Below are 549 nucleotides of genomic sequence, written 5' to 3'. Positions count from 1 at the left end.
GGAGGCGGGGGCCGCGTGGCCGCCCGTCCCCGGGGCGCCCGCCGCGGAGCCGGGCGGCGACACGCCCGCGGCCGGCGAATCCGCCTTCCCCGCACCGCAGTTCGCGCCCCCGCCGCGGGACGACGGCGACACCGGTGCCCCCGCTCCGTACCGGGACGACGCCACGCGGACGCTGACCCCGCTCGTCGCGCACGCCGCGCCCGGCACCCAGCCGACGGACGCGGACCGGGACCCGGGCCGGGACGACGACGAGCCGGAGGACAACCCGGACAGGGGCGACGTGGTCAGCGGCGCGACCATGCGCTTCTCGCCCTCCTCGCTGCGGGCGCAGGCCGCCGAGGTCCAGGACCGTACGCCCGCGGACGACGAGCCGAACGACGCCGTGCCCGCCGACGCCGAGGTGCAGGACCGGGTGCCGGCCGACGCCGTGCCCGGGGGCGCCGACGAGCCGCAGGACGCACCGCCGCAGACCAGCCCGTACGTCACGGACCGCGCGCCCTCCGGGGCGAACCCGTGGGCACCCGCCCCCGACGAGTCCGCCCCGGCGCC

1 pseudogene is annotated in these 549 nt (G+C 81.1%); it reads left to right on the top strand.

What is annotated here, in order from left to right:
• Positions 1–549, top strand: a pseudogene (locus ABD317_RS37605) (SCO5717 family growth-regulating ATPase); the annotation flags it as partial.

Origin of the sequence: Streptomyces synnematoformans, from assembly GCF_039531005.1 — a bacterium.
In the GTDB taxonomy this organism is placed as follows: Bacteria; Actinomycetota; Actinomycetes; order Streptomycetales; family Streptomycetaceae; genus Streptomyces; species Streptomyces synnematoformans.
Note: the sequence above shows the minus strand (reverse complement) of the source record. Positions and strands in the feature narration are given on the sequence as shown.